General features: G+C 62.0%; 13 protein-coding genes. 6 read left to right on the top strand and 7 right to left on the bottom strand.

The window, feature by feature from the left end; translation table 11 throughout:
• Positions 1–7: 7 nt before the first annotated feature.
• From CFR80_RS08810 to CFR80_RS08830, 5 genes are all read right to left on the bottom strand, one after another.
• On the bottom strand, positions 8–520 hold the full coding sequence (locus CFR80_RS08810; protein WP_083819098.1) for a hypothetical protein: 513 nt from the start codon (positions 518–520) through the stop codon (positions 8–10).
• Positions 521–560: 40 nt separating this feature from the next.
• Positions 561–1,415, bottom strand: a complete 855-nt coding sequence (nadC, locus tag CFR80_RS08815) for a carboxylating nicotinate-nucleotide diphosphorylase (RefSeq protein ID WP_010514904.1) — start codon at positions 1,413–1,415, stop codon at positions 561–563.
• On the bottom strand, positions 1,412–2,980 hold the full coding sequence (locus CFR80_RS08820) for an L-aspartate oxidase (protein WP_110507246.1): 1,569 nt from the start codon (positions 2,978–2,980) through the stop codon (positions 1,412–1,414). The genes nadC and CFR80_RS08820 overlap by 4 nt, the downstream gene beginning before the upstream one ends.
• Positions 2,977–3,957 (bottom strand): quinolinate synthase NadA, encoded by a 981-nt coding sequence (gene nadA, locus CFR80_RS08825; RefSeq protein WP_010514902.1) that lies wholly within the window; start codon positions 3,955–3,957, stop codon positions 2,977–2,979. The genes CFR80_RS08820 and nadA overlap by 4 nt, the downstream gene beginning before the upstream one ends.
• A 141-nt stretch (positions 3,958–4,098) precedes the next feature.
• Positions 4,099–4,989, bottom strand: a complete 891-nt coding sequence (locus CFR80_RS08830) for an NUDIX hydrolase (RefSeq protein ID WP_048856516.1) — start codon at positions 4,987–4,989, stop codon at positions 4,099–4,101.
• Positions 4,990–5,273: 284 nt separating this feature from the next.
• Here CFR80_RS08830 and CFR80_RS08835 point away from each other — a divergent pair, with 284 nt between their 5' ends.
• Both CFR80_RS08835 and CFR80_RS08840 read left to right on the top strand, forming a co-directional pair.
• Positions 5,274–5,531 (top strand): hypothetical protein, encoded by a 258-nt coding sequence (locus tag CFR80_RS08835; protein WP_010514899.1) that lies wholly within the window; start codon positions 5,274–5,276, stop codon positions 5,529–5,531.
• A 3-nt stretch (positions 5,532–5,534) separates the two neighbouring features.
• Complete coding sequence (locus CFR80_RS08840) at positions 5,535–6,911, top strand: sodium:solute symporter family protein (protein WP_010514898.1); 1,377 nt, start codon at positions 5,535–5,537, stop codon at positions 6,909–6,911.
• 175 nt (positions 6,912–7,086) lie between these two features.
• Here CFR80_RS08840 and CFR80_RS08845 read toward each other — a convergent pair whose 3' ends face one another.
• Complete coding sequence (locus tag CFR80_RS08845) at positions 7,087–7,977, bottom strand: diacylglycerol/lipid kinase family protein (protein ID WP_010514897.1); 891 nt, start codon at positions 7,975–7,977, stop codon at positions 7,087–7,089.
• 356 nt (positions 7,978–8,333) lie between these two features.
• Here CFR80_RS08845 and CFR80_RS08855 point away from each other — a divergent pair, with 356 nt between their 5' ends.
• A complete protein-coding gene (locus tag CFR80_RS08855) occupies positions 8,334–9,704 on the top strand; it encodes an amino acid permease (RefSeq protein ID WP_010514895.1) in 1,371 nt (456 codons plus the stop codon).
• A 106-nt stretch (positions 9,705–9,810) separates the two neighbouring features.
• On the opposite strand, the gene arsC is transcribed toward CFR80_RS08855, so the two are convergent.
• Positions 9,811–10,176 (bottom strand): arsenate reductase (glutaredoxin), encoded by a 366-nt coding sequence (gene arsC / locus CFR80_RS08860; protein WP_042658889.1) that lies wholly within the window; start codon positions 10,174–10,176, stop codon positions 9,811–9,813.
• A 202-nt stretch (positions 10,177–10,378) separates the two neighbouring features.
• Between arsC and trhO the strand changes: the two genes are divergently transcribed.
• The 3 genes from trhO to CFR80_RS08875 all read left to right on the top strand — a co-directional run bounded on the left by trhO (position 10,379) and on the right by CFR80_RS08875 (position 14,126).
• Entirely contained in the window at positions 10,379–11,404 is a 1,026-nt protein-coding gene (gene trhO / locus CFR80_RS08865; RefSeq protein WP_010514893.1) for an oxygen-dependent tRNA uridine(34) hydroxylase TrhO, read from the top strand.
• Between the two features lie 156 nt (positions 11,405–11,560).
• Positions 11,561–12,172: a PadR family transcriptional regulator gene (locus tag CFR80_RS08870; RefSeq protein ID WP_258367754.1), complete on the top strand. Its 612-nt coding sequence runs from the start codon at positions 11,561–11,563 to the stop codon at positions 12,170–12,172.
• 73 nt (positions 12,173–12,245) lie between these two features.
• Entirely contained in the window at positions 12,246–14,126 is a 1,881-nt protein-coding gene (locus CFR80_RS08875) for an ABC transporter ATP-binding protein (RefSeq protein ID WP_110507248.1), read from the top strand.
• Positions 14,127–14,244: the final 118 nt, after the last annotated feature.

Consider the following 14,244-nt stretch of genomic DNA (forward strand, 5'->3'; position numbering starts at 1 on the left):
AGGCGTTTTACCAGTTCTGCGGTCCCTGCATCATCTGCCTGCGCTGCTGGTCCTGCTGCTGCATCTGCATATGCTGCTGGCGCAACTGTTCATCCTGCTGACGGAACTGCTGTTGCATCTGCTGCATCTGCTGCTGTTGCTGCATGCGGAACTGCTCACGCTGGCGGGCGATCTGTTCACGGCCACCGGGCTGGTTGCCCATCTGGCGTTCCTGCTGATCCAGCTGCATCTGCTGCTGGCGGAACTGCTGCCGCATCTGCTGCATCTGCTGGTCGCGCTGCATGTTCATCTGCTGTTCCTGCTGGCGCTGCTGCATGTCCTGTTGCCGAAACTGCTGCTGCATCTGCTGCGCCTGCTGGGCACGCTGCATGTTCATCTGCTGTTCCTGCTGACGCTGCTGCATCTGCTGCTGCTGAAACTGCTGCATGTCAGGCTGGGCCTGCGCGCCCACCGTCATGATGGTGACGCCCAGCAGCGCTGCGCACAGATACCCCGCGCCGGTCCGGATCGTGGATGCCATGATGGTTCTCCCGTGTATGGATACCGTCCTTCCTACAGGATCAGGGCAGGTAATCCAGTCCGATATCCATGACACGCACGGTATGGGTCAGCCAGCCAAGGGAAATCAGATCCACCCCCGCCTGCGCCACGGCCGTGACCGTATGGGGCGTGATACCACCCGAGGCTTCGGTCAGGGCACGGCCATCGACAGTCCGCACGGCCTCACGCAGCATGTCGGGGGGCATGTTATCCAGCAGGAAGACATCAACGCCGCCTGTCTCCAGCCCCTCGCGCAGTTGCGCCAGCGTATCGACCTCCAGCTCGATGCGCACCAGATGCCCTGCGGCCCGGCGCGCCCGGTCCACCGCAGCCGTAATCCCGCCGGCAAAGGCGATATGGTTGTCCTTGATCAGGATGGCGTCATCCAGGCCAAAACGGTGGTTGCTGCCGCCACCAGCCCGGACCGCATATTTCTGGATTGCCCGCAGGCCGGGCATGGTCTTGCGCGTGCAGGTGATGCTGGCGCGATAGGGACGGACCAGTTCAACCAGTTGCGCCGTAGCCGTTGCGATCCCGCTGAGATGCGACAGGAAATTGAGACCCACGCGCTCCCCCGACAGGATGCCACGCGCAGGCCCGCGCACCGTCGCAAGACGGGCGCCACGTGTTACCACGTCACCATCGCGCACATGGGGTTCGAACACGATGCGCGGGTCCATGAGCGCAAAGGACAGCCGCGCCATGTCCAGACCGGCAATCACCCCGTCCTGCCGCGCGGCCAGCACGGCAGAGACACCAGCATCCCCGTCTACGATCACGGCATCGGTCGTCAGGTCGCCCGCGCGGCCCAGATCCTCCAGCAGGCCCGCACGCACGAGCGGTTCCAGCATGATATCGGGCAGGGAATGGATCATGGGGCGTGTCTTTCATTCATGGACGGGATGGCGGGTACGGGCACATCATGCATATCCGCAAGCCGGGCCTGCAGGTCCGCCAGCCGAAAGCGCGAGGGCGCAGCAGTCGCCATGGCGTAGGGATAATCACTGCGGAAATGGCCGCCCCGGCTTTCACGGCGCAGGCTGGCGGCCAGAAGGATCGAGGCACAGACCAGCCCGACATCCGTGCCCATGAAGGGCATGACCTGTTTCAGGCCCGAACGCAGGCTGTCACCCGTGCGGATCACCCCGGCATGATGGCTCATGATCCGGCGCAGGGCGGCCGGTGGGGGACATGCGGCCAGGTCATGCGGCAGGCGGGCGATATCGGGCACAGGAACGCAGGACGTCGTGCAGCCATCAAGTTCGTGGCCGATCCATGTGCCGAACGCCACGGCTTCCAGCAGGGAATTGCTGGCCAGCCGGTTGGCGCCATGCAGGCCGGTGCATGCTACCTCTCCTGCTGCCCACAGGCCCGCGACACCGGTCCGCCCCCGATGATCCACCATGATGCCCCCCATATGGTAATGGGCGGCGGGACGGACGGGAATCGGCTGCGTTACGGGATTGATGCCATGGGCCATGCACAGCGCATATATGGCAGGGAAATGCCGGGGAAAGGCCGCGCCCACAGCCGCACGGGCATCAAGATACACACTGTGACCTGCCATCATGTGACGCCAGACCGCACGCGATACGCTGTCGCGCGTGGCGAGTTCACTGGTAAAGCGTTCGCCCGTTTCATCAATCAGGGCAGCCCCTTCGCCCCGCACGGCCTCGCTGACCAGGCACAGGCGCTGCCCTTCCGGCCCGGCGGACAGGGCAGTCGGGTGAAACTGCACGAATTCCATATTGCCCAGCACTGCGCCCGCGCGCGCGGCCATGGCAAGGCCACTGCCGGTAGCCCCGGCGGGATTGGTGGTATCGGCAAACAGGCCGCCTGCCCCGCCGGTGGCCAGCACGACCGCCGGGGTGGACAGCGTGACAGTGCGCCCGCCAATATCCAGCACGCCCCCCGCCACCGCGCCATCATGCACCAACAGGTCATGCGCATGGGCCTGTTCCACCACCGTGATGCGCGGGGTCTGCCGCACGCGGGCAACCAGCGCGCGCATGATGGTGGCCCCCGTTGCATCTTCCCCCGCATGAACGATGCGCCGCCGCCCATGGGCGGCTTCCAGGCCCAGTTGCAGGCTGCCATCCGCATGCCTGTCCCACCGCACGCCAAGCCCGGCCAGCTGTTCCACCGCCGCCGGCGCGCAGGCTGTCACACGGTCGACCACTGCGGCAGTACATAATCCCGCCCCCGCCGCCAGTGTATCCGCCGCATGCAGCGTGGGCGTATCATCCGCCCCCACGGCCGCGGCCATTCCCCCCTGCGCCAGCATGCTGGCGGCAGCGGGCGGGCGCATGTCATCCAGCCGTCCGGCGCATGCCAGCACGCATGGCCGCGTAGTGGACAGTGCGACCATGACGCCCGCCAGTCCCCCGCCGATGATCAGCGGCTGTCCGGCAAGCTGGCCCGGCGGCGGCAGGGTGGTCATATCGCCAGCATGCGTTCAACGGCGCGGCGGCCACGGCTGGCCAGTTCGGGGTCCAGCGTGACCTCATGCGTCATGTTTTCCAACGACTGGCGGATATTGGACAGAGTAATGCGTTTCATGTGCGGGCACATGTTGCATGGACGCACGAATTCGGTCTGCGGATACTGCACCGCAAGGTTGTCGCTCATGGAACATTCGGTCACCAGCAGGATGCGGCTGCCGGTATGCTCGCGCACGAAATCACCCATCATGGCGGTAGACCCGCTGAAATCGGATGCCGCCACCACTTCGGGCGGGCATTCAGGGTGGGCAAGGACCACAAGCCCAGGGTGGTCGGCGCGCATGCGCTCGATTTCCTGCGGGGTGAAGCGTTCATGCACCTCGCAGTGACCAGCCCATGTGATCATCCTGATGCCGGTCTCGGCTTCGATGTTGCGGGCCAGGAATTCATCAGGGATCATGATGACACGGTCGCTGCCAAGGCTTTCCACCACCCGCTTCGCATTGCCTGACGTGCAGCAGATATCGCTTTCGGCTTTCACCTCGGCTGAGGTGTTGACGTAGGTGACAACCGGCACGCCGGGATAGCGTTCACGCAGCAGGCGCACGTCCCGCCCGGTAATGGAATCAGCCAGCGAACAGCCCGCATGCAGGTCGGGGATCAGCACGGTGCTATGCGGGTTCAGCATCTTGGCCGTTTCCGCCATGAAATGGACGCCCGCCATGACGATCACGTCCGCATCCGTTTCCTGTGCCTCCCGCGCCAGGGCAAGGCTGTCGCCACGGATATCGGCCACGCAGTGAAATATCTCGGGCGTCTGGTAGTTATGCGCGAGGATGACGGCGTTGCGTTCGCGCTTGAGCGCTTCGATCGCGCGGATATCCTCGACAAACGTCTCCCATTCCATTTCGGGGACCAGATGCCGCACGCGGTCATACAGCCCGTCTGTTTCGCCACGCGGCGTAATCCGGTTCATGCCTGTTCTCCCTTCGCCCATCCTGTCGCGCTATTTATGCTCATATTGAGTATAAGCCGGGCGGCAGGGGCCGGTTGGACAGTTCCAATGGGAAACAAGCCTCTTGTCAATCAGGTTTTTCGTGAGATCCCGTTTTTCCCATCAGGGCTGGGCCAATGGAATCTTGGTGCCTGCCAGGTACCGCGCCTGTCTGACTTCCCCACAGAAACGGTACAGCCGGGCGGGTCTGCCGCCGGTATGTTCCTCAATTCCGCCTGTTTCTTCAACGAGTTGCTGCTGCATGATCAGGCGGCGGAAATTCTGTTTATGGATATGGACCCCCGACAGGCTTTCCATCACGCGCTGTAACTGCAGCAGCGTGAATTCCTCCGGCATCAGTTCAAACACGACCGGCCGGTAACGTATCTTTGCACGTAACCGCGCCATGCCGGTGGCCAGTATGCGCCGGTGGTCGTGATGCATGGCCCGCCCTGGCACGGTGCTTTCGGGTGTGCAGCCCGCTTCCGCCACCAGCCCGGCTTCATACAGCAGTTCATAGCGTTGCAGCACCAGTTCGTCATTCCACGCCACCATGTCACCAATGGCGAACAGGGTGACACAGCGCTGCCACTGCCGCACGCGCACGGCCGCGTTGTCCATGCCCGCCACCCATTTGCATAACAGGCGTTCGATAATGGTCAGGCAGTCCCGCCCCGCATCCGTCTTGCAGTTTTCCCACGGGAAATAGTCATACCAGTCCCGCCAGCCTGTCTCCCCCGCGTGGCTGCGGGTCAGAGCCAGATAGGAAATGGCGATCATCCTGCCCTGTTCCGCGCCCAGCAGGCGGTCATGATCGGCAAAGGTGTACAGCTGTTCCACATGCCCGATGGGGTGACCGGTCTGACGTTCCACCCATGCCCGGACACCTGCCTGCAGGGACCGATGGGTACTTTCCAGCGGGCCGGACGGCAGCAGCCTGCCGTGGTCGATCGTCATGACCTGCGGCACGTCATCCCGCACGGCCGTCAGGACAGCAATCAGTTCGATCATCATCTGGGTTGTCATGTCGGGACATGCATATCATGCCGCCCGCTGGTGTGGGGAGTGAATTCCCCTCCCCGTCCCGCAGGCCGCAGGCATGGCAGCGATGGGGAACTGGAAAAAAACCACTGCATGATTATGGAATGCGCTGCCGTGTCCCTATGCCACAATGCGTAATTTCATTACAGTTTCCGCCTTTGGCGCCGGGGGGCATGATGCGCCCCGCGTGCCCGTATCAGCCGGACAGGATGGCATGACGGCATCCTGCCATTACCACAGGACCGGGTCAGACAGGCATGCATGATCACGACAGGCAGGACAACGACACCGGGATCATGCCCGCCATCTCCCTTCCCGTGCTGCTGGTTGGCATTGTCCTGCCGTTCTGTCTGGTGATCGGGGGGTGTCTGGCGCTTCAGGCGTTCCGGATGGCATTATTCGGCATTCCGCTTGAAATGATCTGGATGTTCGCCTGTTTCATTCTGGTGCCGGCGTGCCTGACCGTGTGCTGGAACCTGTCACCACCCGGGCCAGACGGAAAGCAGGTAAAATAAGGCATGGAAGTTTCCGTATTCCTGGCTGTCATTACGGCTTCCGTGCTGATCGCCATCTATTCACGCTATCGCCACGCCGCGCGCAATACACGGGACTTCTTTGTGGCATCGGGTCAGTTCGGGGCCGTACTCGTTTTTTTCCTGACCATCGGGGAGACATACAGCATCGGCAGCGTCCTGGGCTTTCCCGCCGGGATATATACGCAGGGCAGCGGGTTCGGGCTGTGGTTCCTGGGGTATATCCTGCTGTCCTATCCGGTGGGGTATTTCCTGAACCCGCGCGTATGGGCACTGGGGCAGAAATATGCCTGCGTGACGATTGCCGATATTTTCCGCAACCATTACGCCAGCCGCGTTCTGGAAATCCTGATCGTGCTGAATACCACGTTATTTCTTCTTCCCTTCGGTGAAATGCAGTTTGCGGGCCTTATGGTAGTGGTCCGCAATCTGGGCTGGCATGTTTCAGGCATGATGATGACGGGGGCATCGGCGTTACTGACACTGGCGTGGATCCTGCTGTCGGGCATACGCGCACCGGCCTATGTTTCCATACTGAAGGATATGCTGATGGTGGTGGCGATCGTGCTGGGCGGATATGCAGCCATGCATGCCATGCACTGGCCTGCCGCACTGGCACGCCTGTCCCGTCCGGACGGGGGTGTTCATGGGGTGCCGGGCGGCAACGCCTTCATTGTCTCGACCATTATCCTGCAATCGATCGGGTTATGTATCGCGCCACAGACGGTTGCCTTCCTGTTCAGCGCCCGGTCGCCCCGGACCGTGCAGAAAAACCAGATTTTCATGCCGCTTTACATGCTTATGTTCCCGTTCCTGTTCATGATGGCTCTGTATGTACGGACAGCGGGCATGACACCTGCGTCACCCAATGATGTCTTCATGGTCGCGGTCTGCGCCACCCTGCCCCACTGGGCACGTGGGCTGGTGGCGGGGGGATGCGCGCTTTCGGCGCTGGTGATCCTGGCGGGGATCTGCCTGGCGCTGGGGCCACTGGTTTCACGCAACCTGATGCCCGGACATTCGGACCGCACCCAGAAAACGGGGGCACAGGTCACCATTGCCATTTACCTGCTGGTTTCGGTTCTGGGGGGCGCGTCACTGTCGGGGCTGATGGTCATGCTGAACAACCTGTATTATATCGGTGTCACCCAGCTTGCACCGGGCATTATCGTTGCCATCTTCAACCGCAGGGTATCGGCCGTACCCATTATTGCGGGACTGTTATGTGGCGACCTGATCGGAATCAGCCTGTTTTTCCTGCATGTGATGCCTGCGGGGCTGAATCCCGGCATGATCGGGCTGGCAGTCAATGCGCTGATCGTATGGGGTGGCATGGTCCGGACATCCGCGACGGCTGCCTGATACCGTCCCGCAACCATATCATTCATTCCTTGACAGAAACGGTATTGATGCAGATTCTTGGGTGTCGCCTTTTTCAAAAACACGACGTTTCCTGAAGCTTTCCGAAACAGGCTCCACCAAAAAACTTTCAGTGGACTTATCGGATATTTCGTAAGCTGTCCTTTCAGACAGTCCCTTATACCGCGATACGCAGGGGACGATCGGGAATATCAATCCGTATGGGTGTATGACCCCGCGCGTCCCCGTCACTTTGGACGGGCATATGGCAGGGATCCCTGATTTCAACCGTTTCCGCCGTCAATATCCTGACATCGTGCTGCCGTGACAGGGTCCCACGCAGCAGGGCAAGGCCGTAGCGGATGCTGCTGCCGATCCCCGCCGCGCCGAACAGGACAACCGACAGCCTTCTGGATGTCTGCTGTGTCCGTGGCGTCAGGACATATTTCCCGGCATATAACGCCCCTTTTGACACGATAACCGATGCAGCCTGATAGGGAACGCCATCAACCGATACGGTAATGGGGGCGAACGTGTATTTCCACAACGCACCCAGCGTCGCCATGACATAGGCGGCACGCCCCACCAGTTTTTTCAGCCGTGCCGACACGACATGCACCACATGTGCGTCAAAGCCAATGCCGACCATCTGCACAAACAGGCATTCCCCCGTGGAGGACCGCAGCCGTCCCGGCCAGACAATGGTGCTGGCGCCACCAGCGATCATGCGCACATTCCTGTCATCATCAAACGGCACACGCAGTTCACGCGCCAGGACATTCGCCGTACCGACGGGCAGTATGCCCAATATGATATCGGAACCGGCCATGCCTTCGGCCACTTCGGCCACTGTGCCATCCCCGCCTGCAGCAATGATATGGCTGCAGGTACGTTCCGCCACCGCCCGACGCGCCAGATCCGTTGCGTGTCTCTTATGCAGGGTTGGCACGATGTCCGCCTGCATGCCCGCATGCTGCAACCGCCGTACAAAGCGCACCACACGCCCGATACGCCGGCGCCCGGCGGTCGGGTTCAGGATAACGGTTACCTGTGCATTCGGGTCGGGCATGAAATGTGTCTTCGGGGAAATCCTGCGCCCTGTCAAAAAAACATGGATACGATCCGGAAAGACCGCCGCATGGCCCGGCCATATCCCTGTAAAACAGACATTTTATGTCTGCACGCCCGACATGTCGCCCCTTTACATAACGGGTACGTTCCTGTCCTATGTTCGCGATGAAACTGAAACGATATCAGCCTGCGTCCCGTACCTTTTCCCGGCGTGCCTGATGCCTCCGTCCTGTTTGCCCGCGCCTGCCCGTCACCGGAATGCAGGACCGCCGGGTCCGCCGCCGTCAGGGTGGCATGCGATCCGCACCACCGCTGACATCATTCTTTCCCGCCATTCAGGAAACCCCGTACGGCATGTCTGACACGACTGGCACCTACCAGCCGCCTTCCCGACCTGCTTCAACGCTGAAGCAGCGGCATATCATCATGATCGCGCTTGGCGGCGCGATCGGGGCCGGACTGTTCGTGGGCAGCAGTGCGGCCATTGCCGCGGCAGGGCCCGCCGTGCTGCTGGCCTTTGTCGCGGTGGGGCTTGTGGTCATGCTCGTCATGCGCATGCTGGGCGAAATGGTGACCGCCATCCCCGGCAAGGGATCGTTCGTGGCCTATGTCCGCCTGGCCCATGGCGACGGGGCTGCCTTTACCACGGGGTGGCTGTACTGGTTTTTCTGGCTGGTGGCCCTGGGCAGCGAGGCCATTGCCGGAGCCATCCTGCTGCATGACTGGATCCATCTGCCGGTCTGGCTTCTGGCCATGGCGCTGATCGTGGCGCTGAACCTGATCAACCTGGCAGCGGTCCATATATTCGGGGAGTGTGAGTTCTGGCTGTCGCTGGTGAAGGTCATCAGCATCGTGCTGTTCATCATGGCGGGCACGCTGTATGTCGCCCATGTCTTCGGACCCGGCGTCCAGATCCCGCGCAACGTGCTGGGCCATGGCGGCCTGTTCCCGCATGGGGCGGCGGCCGTGATTTCCATTATCCCCACCGTCCTGTTCACCATGATCGGATCGGAAATCGCGACGGTGGCGGCAGGCGAGTCCGCGGAACCGGCACGCAACGTAGCCCATGTCACCCGCAGTCTGGGCACCCGCATCGTGCTGTTCTACAGCCTGTCCATCGCGCTGATCCTTATGATCGTGCCATGGTCGGACATCGCTCCGGGCCATTCGCCCTTTGTCGCGGCCATGCAGGCCATGGGCATTCCGGGGGCCGGCGCGTGCATGCAGGTCGTGGTGCTGACAGCAGTACTGTCATGCATGAATTCCAGCCTGTACATCACATCACGTATCCTGGCCGAACTGGCCCGGCATGGTGACGCGCCCGCCGTGCTGCACCATTACGGGCGGCAGCATACGCCGGTCAACGCCATCATGGCCAATTCACTGGCCGGGGCCGTGGTGGCGTTTGCCTCCATCCTTGCGCCGGGCACGGTGTTCGCCTTCCTGCTCAGTTGCAGTGGCGGGGTGATCCTGCTGGTCTATTCGCTGATTGTCACATCCTACATGGTCCTGCGCCGCCGCATGGCCGATACGGAACAGGCAGCCTGTTTCCGGCTGCCTTTCTTCCCGGCGGTCAACCTCCTGACACTGGGGGGTGTCATGGTCATTTTCGTGGCCATGCTGCTGAATGCATCACAACGCATGACCGCCATGGCCAGCCTTGGCACGACGCTGTTCTTTATCGTGATCCATGCCGTGCGGAACAGGATGCACCCGAAAGCATAGTGACGCCATTTTTCAATAAAGCCGACATTTCCCGAAGCTTTCCGAAAAAAGCTTCGCCGGACACTTCCTGTAATTTAATGGCGGCCTTTTGTGCCCGTCCCGTTATTCAGGCCCCATGCGCCTGCGGCAGGATGTCAAACAGGGTTTCCTTGGGGCGGCAGGGGCGCGCAGCCTGATCGGTCATGACCACCGGGCGGTTGAGCAGTTCCGGATGGGCCGCAATGGCATCAAGCAGGTCTGCATCGCTCAGCGCCGGGTTATCCAGCCCCAGTTCCGCATACGGTGTACCGCGCTGGCGCAGCAGGTCGCGCACCGGCACCACAAGGCGGCTGGCCAGCACATCCAGATCGGCACGGGTTGGCGGTGTCTTCAGGTATTCCACCACGACCGGCTCGATCCCGGCAGCACGGATCATGGCCAGCACATTGCGTGACGTGCCACAGGCACGGTTATGATACAGGGTGACGGTCATGAAGCGGTTTTTTCCCATATGCCCAGACAGAGGAAACGCGCTATAATCACGTTTCCTTCCCGATTGCAGCCCGGCCTGCGCCGTGTGACCTGACAGGGTGCATTGGCGGGGGATTTCCGCTATGACCGCACATGCGGCCTGCCCGAAATGCCGGAACGGCCCGTTCACTGACGGCTTTCGTCAGCGGTCCCTTTTGAAGCGCATGGTTGCCATTGTGACAGATCACACCCCTTCCGTTGTTCCGCACACGCAGGATCGGCCATCCGTCTGCGTGGCGGCACTGTATCATTTCACGCCGTTTGCGGACTGCGCCGCCGTACGCGCGAAGCTGCTGGATGCCTGCCACGCACTGGGCATTCGGGGCATCCTGCTGGTGGCGCATGAAGGCATAAACGGCACCATTGCCGGGACGGATGACGCGATTGCCCGCATCCTTGACATCATCCGTGCCCTGCCCGGCTGCGCGGATCTGGACGTCAAGTTTTCCCGTGCGCCCGCCCTGCCGTTCCACCGCATGAAGGTGCGCATAAAGCGTGAAATCGTGACCATGGGCGTGGAAGGGCTGGATCCCCGCCGCGATGTCGGCCACTACGTAGCACCCGATGAATGGAACACCCTGATTTCCGATCCCGATACCATCGTGATCGACACGCGCAATGATTACGAGGTCGCAATCGGCACCTTCCGGGGTGCCATTGATCCGGGCACCCGCACGTTCCGCGAATTTCCACAATGGTTCCGTGACCGGCGGCGCGACCTGCTGGCACAGGGGCGCACGCCCCGGATCGCGATGTTCTGCACCGGCGGCATACGCTGTGAAAAGGCAACCGCCTTCGTCCGTGCGGAAGGGATCGAGGATGTGTTTCACCTGCAGGGCGGCATCCTGAAATATCTGGAAACCGTGCCAGAGGATCAAAGCCTGTGGGACGGGGAATGCTTCGTATTCGATCAGCGCGTCAGCGTGGGTCACGGGCTGAAACCGGGTACATTCGACATATGCCACGCCTGTCGTACCCCCCTGAGCGAAGCGGACCGCGCCAGCCCGCATTATGTGGACGGCGTAAGCTGCCCCCATTGCGCCGACCAGCGCACCGAAGCCCAGCGCAGGCGGTATGCGGAACGTGAGCGCCAGATCCAGCTTGCGGCACGGCAGGGCACGCACCATCTGGGCCTGCCACGACCCGGCGCGCGGCATGACGCCCCGCCCGGTGATGACACGAACGCATAAGCGCCGGAGCATTGCGCCCGGACGGCCGGCCCACTCTTTCCCAGGCAGGGGAAAACAGGGGACAGCCACCCGGTTATGGACCGGGCATGTTCATGGATGGCTTCCATTGAATATATCGTAAGATAGTTTATATCTTACGATATGACCGAAGATAATATGTCTACCCACCCGCCCCATTCCGACCCCGATGCCCACAGGCATGGCGGGCGACGGCATGGGGCGGGCCGGCGGTCGCGTGGCGGATTTGAACGTGGTCTGGGCCGGGGAGATTTCCCGGCGGGGCGAAAGCTCGGTTCGGAAGACCTGCAGCTTGTGCTGCTTGCCCTGCTGGCGGAACAGCCGGCGCATGGCTATGACCTGATCCGGCAACTGGGAGACCGCTCGGGCGGGTTTTATGCACCCGGCCCCGGCATGATCTATCCGGCCCTGACCTATCTGGATGAAGCCGGCCACGCCGTCGCCAGCCGTGATGGCAACCGTAAGTGCTATACCCTGACGGAAACGGGCCGTGCCCATCTGGCGGCCCGGCGCGAACAGGCTGACAGTATCCTGCGCACACTGGCGCGTATCGGTGGCCGCATGGCGGACGTGCGCGATGCGTTCGCCGGGGTTGACGACAACTGTGGTTCCGAAACCGACGAACTGCATGAAGCACGCCATGCGATCAGGCACGCCCTGCGCCACAAGCGTGGATGCACGGCGGAAGAATCCCGCCGCATTGCCGCCATCCTCGACCGAGCCACAGCGGAAATACTGGGCCAGTCGTGATGAGAAACGGGCTGTCGCCCTGCTTTTGTCACCTGCCCCGCCCCGCCGCCCTTCCCTGCTGGAGATTTTCTGATTGAACGCAGCCCCTGAAACATCGGACCGTGATCCCCTCCCCTCATGGCGGACCCGCCTGGGCGCCCGTTTCGGGGTGTACGGGCATGTGCCCCGCATGTTCCGCCAGATATGGAACTGCAGCCCCGCCCTGACATTGGCCAGCATCACGCTGCGGCTGGTGCAGGCCATCCAGCCGCCACTGGCGCTGTATGTCGGCAAGCTGATTGTCGATGAGGTCATTCGCACCAGCGCCCATGCCCCGGCGTCGGAGACCATGCTGGACTGGGTGCTGCATGGTCCGGCCACCCGGCTGGAAGAATGGATCGGGCTGGAATTCGCCCTCATCATCCTGTCGGACCTGACATCACGCGCGATCGTGCTGGTCGATGGGCTGCTGAACGAACGCTACATCAACTCCGTCAGTCTCGCGCTGATGGCCCATTCGGCCACGCTGGATCTGCAGCAGTTTGAATCCAGCACGTTACAGGACCTGCTGGAACGCGCGCGGCGTCAGGCATCGGGGCGCAATAACCTGCTGGTGCAACTGTTCAACATTGCCCAGACTGCTGTGACCGCGCTGACGCTTGCGATTGGCGTCGTGGCGTTCGCACCGTGGATGGTGGTGGTTCTGGCGGTCGCCCTCCTGCCCTCGGCGGCAGGGGAAGCGCGGTTCAATGCCGAAGGCTACCGGCTTATCCGCGCCAAGACGGCAGAACGCCGTGAAATGGAATACCTGCGCTATGTCGGCGCCAGCGCGGAACATGCCAAGGAGCTCAAGCTGTTCGGGCTGGGGGATTTTCTGGTGGGGCGTTTCCGGACCGCGGCCAGCACCGTGCTGGAACAGAACCGCAGGCTGGCCCTGCGCCGCTTTGTATGGAGCGGCGCCTTCGCCACCATCGGGTCGGTTGCCTATTACGGGGTCTATCTGGTCATTGTATGGGATACGGTTCGTGGCCGGTTTTCGGTTGGGGACCTGACATTCCTGTCGGGGTCGTTCCTGCGGCTGCATTCGGTCCTGTCCAGCCTGCTGCTGGGCATTACCCAGACTGCCAGCCAGGCGCAGTACCTCAATGATTTCTTTGCCTTCCTTGACCTGCGCCCGGCCATCATCTCACCGCCACGCGCGCTGCCCTTTCCGTCCCCCATCCGGCAGGGCATCCGGTTTGAAAATGTCGGTTTCCGTTATCCCGGCACGGACCAGTGGGCCATACGGCACCTGGATCTGTTCATCGGCGCGGGAGAAACGGTGGCGCTGGTGGGGGAAAACGGGGCGGGCAAGACAACCATCGTCAAGCTGCTGACCCGGCTGTATGACCCTGATGAAGGGCAGATCACGGTGGATGGCGTGCCCCTGGGCGATATGGACCTGACGGACCTGCGCGCGCATATCGGCGTCATATTCCAGGATTTTGTCCGCTACAGCCTGACCGCATCGGAAAATATTGCCGTAGGCCGGATCGACGCCCTGTCGGACACGCAACGCATTGAAGCGGCCGCGCATGAAGGGCTGGCAGATGATGTGGTGGGCAAACTGCCCATGGGGTATGACCAGCCATTGGGCAAGCGCGTGGCGAAAGGCCGCGAACTATCCGGGGGTGAATGGCAGAAAATCGCCATTTCACGTGCCTATATGCGTGATGCGGACCTGCTGATCCTTGATGAACCGACCGCGGCACTCGACGCGCGGGCGGAATCAGACGTGTTCGAACGCCTGCGCGCATTGCGGCGCGGCAAGGCGGCGCTGGTGATTTCACACCGCTTTTCCACCGTGCGCACGGCAGACCGGATTGTCGTTCTGGAACATGGCAGGATCCTGCAGGCCGGCACGCATGAAGACCTTCTGGCGCAGGGCGGTCGGTATGCGGAACTTTTTGAACTGCAGGCCGCAGGCTACCAATAGAAAACAGAAGTTTCTGGCTGCTGCCCTTAAAACAGGCGGCAGCTTCTGAAGCTTTTTGAAAAAGCCCTCCTGTCACGGCTCGCCCTTTAAATACACCCGCACCCCACGCGCATTGACC

This window comes from Komagataeibacter oboediens (assembly GCF_003207815.1).
GTDB lineage: Bacteria > Pseudomonadota > Alphaproteobacteria > Acetobacterales > Acetobacteraceae > Komagataeibacter > Komagataeibacter oboediens.

What these genes read in the sequence shown, in the direction of transcription:
- arsC (WP_042658889.1), bottom strand. Translation starts at nt 10,176, where the DNA reads ATGACCGTCACCCTGTATCATAACCGTGCCTGTGGCACGTCACGCAAT.
- CFR80_RS08870 (WP_258367754.1), top strand. Translation starts at nt 11,561, where the DNA reads ATGTCTACCCACCCGCCCCATTCCGACCCCGATGCCCACAGGCATGGC.
- CFR80_RS08830 (WP_048856516.1), bottom strand. Translation starts at nt 4,989, where the DNA reads ATGATGATCGAACTGATTGCTGTCCTGACGGCCGTGCGGGATGACGTG.
- nadA (WP_010514902.1), bottom strand. Translation starts at nt 3,957, where the DNA reads ATGAACCGGATTACGCCGCGTGGCGAAACAGACGGGCTGTATGACCGC.
- CFR80_RS08840 (WP_010514898.1), top strand. Translation starts at nt 5,535, where the DNA reads ATGGAAGTTTCCGTATTCCTGGCTGTCATTACGGCTTCCGTGCTGATC.
- CFR80_RS08820 (WP_110507246.1), bottom strand. Translation starts at nt 2,980, where the DNA reads ATGACCACCCTGCCGCCGCCGGGCCAGCTTGCCGGACAGCCGCTGATC.
- CFR80_RS08810 (WP_083819098.1), bottom strand. Translation starts at nt 520, where the DNA reads ATGGCATCCACGATCCGGACCGGCGCGGGGTATCTGTGCGCAGCGCTG.
- CFR80_RS08835 (WP_010514899.1), top strand. Translation starts at nt 5,274, where the DNA reads ATGCATGATCACGACAGGCAGGACAACGACACCGGGATCATGCCCGCC.
- trhO (WP_010514893.1), top strand. Translation starts at nt 10,379, where the DNA reads ATGGTTGCCATTGTGACAGATCACACCCCTTCCGTTGTTCCGCACACG.
- CFR80_RS08855 (WP_010514895.1), top strand. Translation starts at nt 8,334, where the DNA reads ATGTCTGACACGACTGGCACCTACCAGCCGCCTTCCCGACCTGCTTCA.
- CFR80_RS08845 (WP_010514897.1), bottom strand. Translation starts at nt 7,977, where the DNA reads ATGCCCGACCCGAATGCACAGGTAACCGTTATCCTGAACCCGACCGCC.
- nadC (WP_010514904.1), bottom strand. Translation starts at nt 1,415, where the DNA reads ATGATCCATTCCCTGCCCGATATCATGCTGGAACCGCTCGTGCGTGCG.